Annotated in this window: 7 protein-coding genes; all 7 read right to left on the bottom strand. The window is 65.9% G+C overall.

The window, feature by feature from the left end; all coding sequences use genetic code 11:
* Positions 1-28: 28 nt before the first annotated feature.
* Complete coding sequence (locus ACLJWH_RS19300) at positions 29-451, bottom strand: immunity 49 family protein (protein ID WP_411142951.1); 423 nt, start codon at positions 449-451, stop codon at positions 29-31.
* 490 nt (positions 452-941) lie between these two features.
* Positions 942-1,610: a pentapeptide repeat-containing protein gene (locus ACLJWH_RS19295; RefSeq protein ID WP_411142950.1), complete on the bottom strand. Its 669-nt coding sequence runs from the start codon at positions 1,608-1,610 to the stop codon at positions 942-944.
* Positions 1,576-4,035, bottom strand: a complete 2,460-nt coding sequence (locus tag ACLJWH_RS19290) for a hypothetical protein (protein ID WP_411142949.1) — start codon at positions 4,033-4,035, stop codon at positions 1,576-1,578. Before ACLJWH_RS19290 ends, ACLJWH_RS19295 begins: the two co-directional genes overlap by 35 nt.
* Positions 4,032-4,484: a DUF6507 family protein gene (locus tag ACLJWH_RS19285; RefSeq protein ID WP_411142948.1), complete on the bottom strand. Its 453-nt coding sequence runs from the start codon at positions 4,482-4,484 to the stop codon at positions 4,032-4,034. The genes ACLJWH_RS19290 and ACLJWH_RS19285 overlap by 4 nt, the downstream gene beginning before the upstream one ends.
* Positions 4,485-4,611: 127 nt before the next feature.
* Entirely contained in the window at positions 4,612-4,923 is a 312-nt protein-coding gene (locus ACLJWH_RS19280; RefSeq protein ID WP_411142947.1) for a pore-forming ESAT-6 family protein, read from the bottom strand.
* A 53-nt stretch (positions 4,924-4,976) separates the two neighbouring features.
* The gene (locus ACLJWH_RS19275; RefSeq protein WP_366334191.1) at positions 4,977-5,309 is read right to left on the bottom strand and encodes a hypothetical protein; all 333 of its coding nucleotides are present in this window, start codon (positions 5,307-5,309) and stop codon (positions 4,977-4,979) included.
* Between the two features lie 193 nt (positions 5,310-5,502).
* Positions 5,503-6,921, bottom strand: a complete 1,419-nt coding sequence (locus tag ACLJWH_RS19270) for a DUF6177 family protein (protein ID WP_411142946.1) — start codon at positions 6,919-6,921, stop codon at positions 5,503-5,505.
* Positions 6,922-6,952: the final 31 nt, after the last annotated feature.

The following is a 6,952-nucleotide window of genomic DNA, read 5'->3' as shown; positions in this document are numbered from 1 at the left end:
CAGCAACGGCTCAACCCGCCCCCACAAGTCATCCGACACCAACCACGGCGGCCCCTTCCCCATGACAAGCCCAACGAGCCACCACCCCAGACGACATGCCCCCACACGACATTCTGTTAGCTCCTCTTAGGCCCTCGCTACTCAGCGAACGTGCCTCGTTCGCGGTCCAGTACTCCTTGTGCCAGGTGAGAGCGTCGACCAGGGCCGCGTTGAATTGCTCGGTTTCCTGGCGCTGGTAGCGATGGAAGAGTTCAAGGGGCGGATAAAGGACCTTCAGCATCAGGTCTTTGCTGGCGATCTGTGCGGCCTCGGGGGCGGTGCTGCTGATCGCGGTGGTCAGGGTGCCCCAAGTCTCCGGTCGGCGGAACCAGGCGTTCCGGAGGATTTCCGCCCATGTGTAGATGTACTCGTCGAACTCTGCGCCGGATTCTCGGAGGAAAGAGATGGGCACCTGGGCCAGCTAGTTGAGGCGACCGTTCTCGCGGCAGATCACTGCCAGGCAGAAGGAGGAGATCCAGGCTCCCGCGTGCAGGTAATCCTGAGGTCCCGTAGCGGGAAGGTTCGTCACCTCGCCTTCGGACCCGATCCGGCACGGCACCTTCAGCCGCCGTGCCTGAGATGAACAGTGCGGAACCGACCTGCATGGCCGTGACCCATGTCTCCCAGGTCGGGAACTCCGATGCTTCGGGATCCACCAGGCAGTGCCACTTCGCATTGGTCAGCGTGCAGTCCAACGCGTCGAAGCGGTCGAACTCCGAAGTCGCAAGCTCGTCAAGCACTTCCTGGGCCATGGTGACGACAGGTGCCATGGCCTCCGCCGCATTGTCCGTGCGGAAGTCGTGATGGGGAATTTGTGTACCTATTTGCCCTCTTGCGGCCGGGTCTTCAAATTTAGGTTCCCCTGAATGCGTCACATTCGGCGTATGTGTACGTCTTGTATTTCAGCCCTCATGGGGTTTTCTCGAGATAACGTTCACATTTCCACCCCTCTCCCTGATCCAGCATTCAAGATCAATACCGCTGACTTCCTGAGTCACCCCCGCTTCTCCAATGAATTCGACTGGTCCGAAAACTGAACCCGAAAATCCGTGCAGGATCGTTCTATCGTCAACTCTGACGTGAAAAGAGTTTTCCTGAACCACTGCATTCGTCAGGTCCGCTCCACAGATGCTCACATCCAGAATGGAAGATCCCATCAGCCGAGCGCCTCGGAAGCTTGCATTCGAAGCATCCACCCCATACAGCGATGCTTTTACGAAATCAACTGCATCTAGGTTTGCGCCCCGCAGGACCGCATCATCTAGATTGGCGCGCACCAGTGAGGCGCCAGCCAGATTGGCCCCGGAAAGATCGGCGCCCTGCATGTCGGCACGGTAGAAGTCCGCCTCTGTAAGGTTCACGTTGGTCAGTTTCGCATCAGTGAACCACGACTCGCGGAAGTCACCGCCCGACATGTCCGCGCCACTGAAGTCTAGGCCTACCGCGTCAAGTCCTTGTTCATCAGCCGCAAGTAGCCATTCCTGTAGGCGCTCCGCAGCAACGGGGTCGACGGGAAGCGCGCGCGGCGCCCAGCCGTTACGGGTACCAGATGACATCATCTTCCCAGCCATTCTTCTGGACGATGGACTTAATGTCGTTGATCGCCACTTGATTCGCATTCCGGACGTCTAGGATAACGATACGCCCCTTGTCGGCGATCTGCTCGGAAAGCTTCTTTACCCACCTTCCATTGTTGGACGGGTTATAGGCACCCCTGAACGGCTGCGACTTATCGCGAACATTATTGAACGGTGGCCAGTCGGAATGAACGCCCTTGATGTCGTAGTACCTTCCAGTAGCCGGCGAGTAGAACTCTCCGCGATCAGCTTCTGTGGGGCGCTGAATGTCGTCAGGAAGTCGGTCCTGCTCTCGAAGGTCCAGCCCCACCCTGGCTTCATCCTTCGATGGCTCTGAGATCCCGCCGTTCTTATCCGGGTCGCGCTGCAAATGATCGAAATCGTCAAGGTTGCGCTGCTCCACGACATCGAGGTGGCTCCAGTGGTCGGCCCGCTCCTGCGCCGTCAGTTCCGGAAGCGGCTCGTTCGAACGACCGGCATCATGGCCTGAGGGAGGCTGTTTCCCTTCGCTCCCTCGTGCTGCATCGGAGTCGATATCCCCGGGTGTTGGCTCATGCGGTGCATCTCCAGCGCCTGATCCAGGCACTGCCTCATGAACTGAGCCACCGCTCTGGTGCGGGACAGATGACCCGTCACCAGAGCCGTGTCCGCCGCTGCCCGTGTGGCCCCTTTCGGTGGGGTGGCCGGCACCGCTCGTGGAGTTGTTCGGTCCGCCGGTGTCCGAAGTGGAGGAGGTGTTTCTGCCGCCTGCGGCGTGGCTGTCCGTGGGGATTTGGCCGCCCGCATTGCCGCCTGGGGTGTTATGGGCACCTGCTCGGCCCACGGGAGTGTTCTCGCCGGGGCCGGCGCCCCGGTGGCCCACGTTGTCGCCGGCACGAGCCGGTTCGGAGGTGGCCGAGCTGACGCGTGCGGCGTTGTCGCCTCGTCCGCCGACGCCGGCCAGGACCGGCTGGCCCTGGTGAGCTGGGGCCTCGATCCGCGGGTTGTCCGCACCCGTGGTGGGTTGGGCGGGCTTGTTCTTGGGTGCGTTGTCGGCGTGTTGGAGGAGGGCGCCGTCCTTGTTGTAGAGGTGGCCGGCGCCGTCTGTGTAGTTCCCGGTGAAGGGGTCCTTGACGGTGTTGGGCGGGAGGACGGTTGTGCCCTCGGGCAGCTTGATGGTGCCGTTGGGAAGCTTGGTTGCGCCTGCTGGGATGGCGGTGTCCTTGGGGAGTTGGACGGTGCCGTCCGGCAGCCTGGCGGCGCCTTCGGGGAGGCTGAAGGCGCCTTCGGAGATCTTGGGTACCTGGAAGTGGCCGGCGTCCTTGAGGCGGGCCACCACATCGCCGAGTTTCGACAGGCCGGTGCCTGCGCCTTTGAAGACGTAGGCCATGGGGTCGATGGCCTGGCCTACCTTGCCGGCGATGTTCAGGGCCCTGGTTGCTGCTGCGGCCTTGCCCGCGCCTTCCACGGCGGCGCCCCCACCGCGGGTGATGACCGCGGTGATGACATTGAAGGTGACGGCGCCGGCGGCTCGGGGGCCGTTGGATTCCCATTGGTCCCAGGCCACGAACGCCTTGCCGGCCTCCAGCATCGTGGTACGCGATTCCCGTATCCAGGAGGGGAGCATGTGCCCCGGCGTCATCAGGTACACGGGGGCGAGCGGCAGGATGGCGAGGAACATGGAGCCGGTGGCGAGTTTGGCCAGGCCGGACCACGCTTGGCCGGCGGCCTCCGAGCCGTCGACGCCGAACAGGGTGCCCAGGCCCTTGATCGTGCCCCACACGCCGTCGATGATGACGCCCTTGCCGAAGTCGTAGGCGTGGACCCAGACCTTCCACCAGGGAGCGGACTCCTCGACCGCGTCGCCCCAGGGCAGGCTCTGGGATTCTGTGAGGGTTTCGGCGTTGTAGCCGTAGCCGTTTTTGTGGGAGGCGTCGATGGCGTGGAGGGACTTGCCGCCGACCAGGCCGACGATCTTGGCGTGGCAGTCGCGTTCGGCTGCCTGGAACGAGGCCCAGACCTCGGCGATCTTGTTGCGGCGAGCCAGGTTCTCCTCGACCAGGTCGCCGTCTTCGCGCCAGTCGTCGTCGCTGCCCTCGACCTTGTGACGGAAATCGGCCGCGTCCTGCTTGAGTTGGGTCAGTTGGCTGACCAGCGGGCGGACCTCGTTGGCGTAGGTGCCCAGGGCGCCGGCGATGACGCGCATGTCGTGGCCGACGTCGTGGGCCTTGTCCGCCACCGGCTTGGTGACCGCGAACAGCTGCTCCGCCTCGGGCGCCCTGTAGTAGGCGGACAGGCCACCGAAGGACGTGTGGACGTCCGAGCCGGCGGTCTCGACCTTGGGGCCGCTGTGGGACAGCGACTTCACCTTGGTTTCGAGGAGGTCGAGATCGCCGGTGAAGACCGGCACCTCGGACGGGTCGACCGGTGCGTTGTTCATCTCTGATTCCCCCCGACGTCCTTGAATGCGTCCAGGCGGACGGCCCGGGCGGCGTTCTGGGCGTTCTTCGCCGCCTCCAGGTCGCCCTGGACGTACTCATTGGTGGCTTTGACCGCGCCCAGGACAGCGGCCTGACAACGGTCGGCCATCGCCTTGAAGTCGTTCTGGCGGCGCGTCGCGTACTCGGACAGTGCGGCGGCGACCGGCCCCGTCGACGTCTGCGACAACAAGGGCGCGCCCGAGGGGCCCTGCACTCCGCTCCTCGCCATCACCGGCCCGTGTGGTGCGGTGATGGCCTGCGAGCCCGGTACGGCGGTGCCCGCTGCCTGCGCCGCATCCCGCAAGTCCGCGAGCAGTGTGCTCAGAACGTCCCCCAGGTCCTCGGCGTGCGCGCCGACGACCTTCAACTGGCCTTGCACTCCCTGTGGCTGGATGTCCCACGACGCCATGAACGCCCCCCTGCATACCTCTCTGCTGTACCGCCCCCGTGAGCCGCGCGGCGCTGCCGCCGCCCCGCCCGGCAATGAATTGGCGCACCCCGGAGGATTGCTTCTCCTACCGATGCGCCGGGGTGGTTCAGCCGATGTTGTCGACCGCGGACTTCGCGCGCGCGAGCGTCTGGTGCGCGGTCGCGTCGTTCTTCTCCAGCGTCGTCTTGAGCAGGTGGATGATGTTCTTGACCTCCTGGGAGGCGCGGTTCCAGCGCAGTTCCTTGCCGTGGTATTCGTCTGCGACGCCGTCCGCGGTGAAGTCCGCCATCGCCTGCTTGACCTGCGAGTCGCGGGCCGCGATCACCTGCTCCAGGCGCGCGATCACCGCTTGGATGTTGCCCTGAGCCTCGCCCGATGCGCCCGAGTCGTACGAACGCCGGTCCATGCCAGCAGCCATCACAATCCTCCCCGTGGAAATCTGGTCTGAGTTCTTCTGCCGCGGCCAGGTGGTCAGCGGCCGGAGAAGCGGGCCGCGTCGAAGTTGGCCGCCGACATCTGCGTCCGGGCGTTGTCGGCCTGTTCCTGGACGCCGGAGCCGAAGGCCGACTCCATGCCTGACTGGCCGCCCACGATGGCCGAAAGCGCGCTGTTCAACTCCGCCGTGATCTCGTCGGCGTGCGTCTTGAACGAGTCGAAGGCGGCCTTACCCGCACCGTTGAACTTGCCCTCCAGCGGCTGGGCCGCCTGCACGAGCTGGTGGATCAACGTCCCCAGCTCCGTGCTCGACCCCTGCGACTGCGACCTCAGCGTCGAGAGCGTCTGCGCCCCCATGTCGAACTTCATCGGCTCCCCCACCAGACTTGACGTGCGTATGTATGGTCATGCCTATCAACCGAGGCGTAACCGGTGCAATTCACAATCCCGATGTTATGACGAGGGTGTGACAACGACTCAAAGCCGCTGTCCGTCCGCCTGTTCTGGACGGTGTTGCGACGGGCCGGAGGCCCACGCGTCGGATCACTCCGTCCAGGTGGTCTTACGCGCCTTTCAGATGCCGCATCAGGCGTTCGAAGTCCTGCCAGCCCGACAGGTCCGACGGGTCGCCGGGGAGCGGGTAGTACAGCGCGGGGCGGTTCTTCGGGCCGAGGGAGACGGGTGCCTGGGAGAGCGGGGTGTGGTGGGCGCGGTCGTCGGGCATCTGGCGGACCTCCTCCGCGCCGAGGACGAAGGCCAGTGGAACTCCTGGGCCTTCGAAGCGGGGCGGTACCGCCAGGTCACGGCGGGCCTTGCGGATCTGGACGAGCATCGACTGGAGGCGGTGGCGGGTGGCGAGCTGTTCCGCGGCCTTGGGGAGAACCTCCACGGGCGGCTCTTCGTCGGGGCCGTAGCCGAACATCAGCGTGACGTGTTCCTCCACGCCCGTCTTCGTACGGCTGATGCGGACGGTTGCGAGGCCGGGCCGGTGAGGGCCGCCGACCGCCACGATCCAGGTCGGTTCGGGTGCGCGTTCGCGGGCGAGGTCGGTGAGGTGGCGTGGTGACCAGGGGAGGTTGGCGGGTTCGGCGGTGCCCCACCCGGCCGGGGGCTCGCCGGTCAGTTCGCGCCATAGCGACTCCAGTGCGCCGCCGAGTTCCAGGTGGTCGGAGGCGGGGTGGACCGTGCGGAAGGTCACCGCCAGCTGACGCTCGTCCGTGGCCGAAACGTCCTGGTAGGAGGCGGCCACCGGCGTCCGGGGGTCGTCGGCGGTTGCTTCGGGCGCCGTTATGGGGGTGAACATGCCGTCCTGCCAGCGCAGTACGGCTCCGGTCAGGCCGTCGTAGTAGCCGTCGCGTTCGTCGCGCATGACCCAGCGGGAGGGCCAGTTGCTGAGGTTGTCGCGGACGGCCGGGGAGAGGGTGGTTCCTGGTGGGGTGACGATCTGGAGGCCGAGCTGGGCGGTGGCGGCGGTGCGGAAGGCGTCCGAGAGCCAGGCGGTCATGGCGATCACCGGGCGGTCCTGGATGACGACGGCGACCTTGTCGGTGAGAACGTCGACGGTGGGATGCGCGGTGGCGGGTGTCGGCGCCATGGTCACGCCGTCGGTCTTCACCACGGCCAGGGAGCGCGCGGCCTCGGGCGGCCAGGCGGAGCCGTCGGCCAGGGTGGCCAGTCGGGCCGCGAAGGTGCCGGCGAGCTGCTCGGCGTGTTCGACTCCGGTGGTGGCGCGGGCCTCGGTCCACCAGTAGGGAAGTGGTGGTGGGGTGGCTCCGAGCAGTCGTTCGGCTTCGCCTTCGACCTGGACGAGCAGCGGTGATTCGACGGAGACGAGAGGTCGGCCCTCGGCGTCGCAGAGGCGAACGACGGCGTCCTCGCCCGTTGTGTCCACCAGGTTGGCGGGGCCGCCGGAGAGCAGGCCGGCGACCACGGTCCACGGGTCGGGCATGCGCTGGGTGAGGGCGATGACGTCCTTGGTCATGGGTCTTCCGGTCCTTCGTCGTTCGTGGCAT

Origin of the sequence: Streptomyces sp. x-80, from assembly GCF_046549095.1 — a bacterium.
Taxonomy (GTDB): domain Bacteria; phylum Actinomycetota; class Actinomycetes; order Streptomycetales; family Streptomycetaceae; genus Streptomyces; species Streptomyces celluloflavus.
This window is presented reverse-complemented; position numbering and strand designations above follow the sequence as displayed.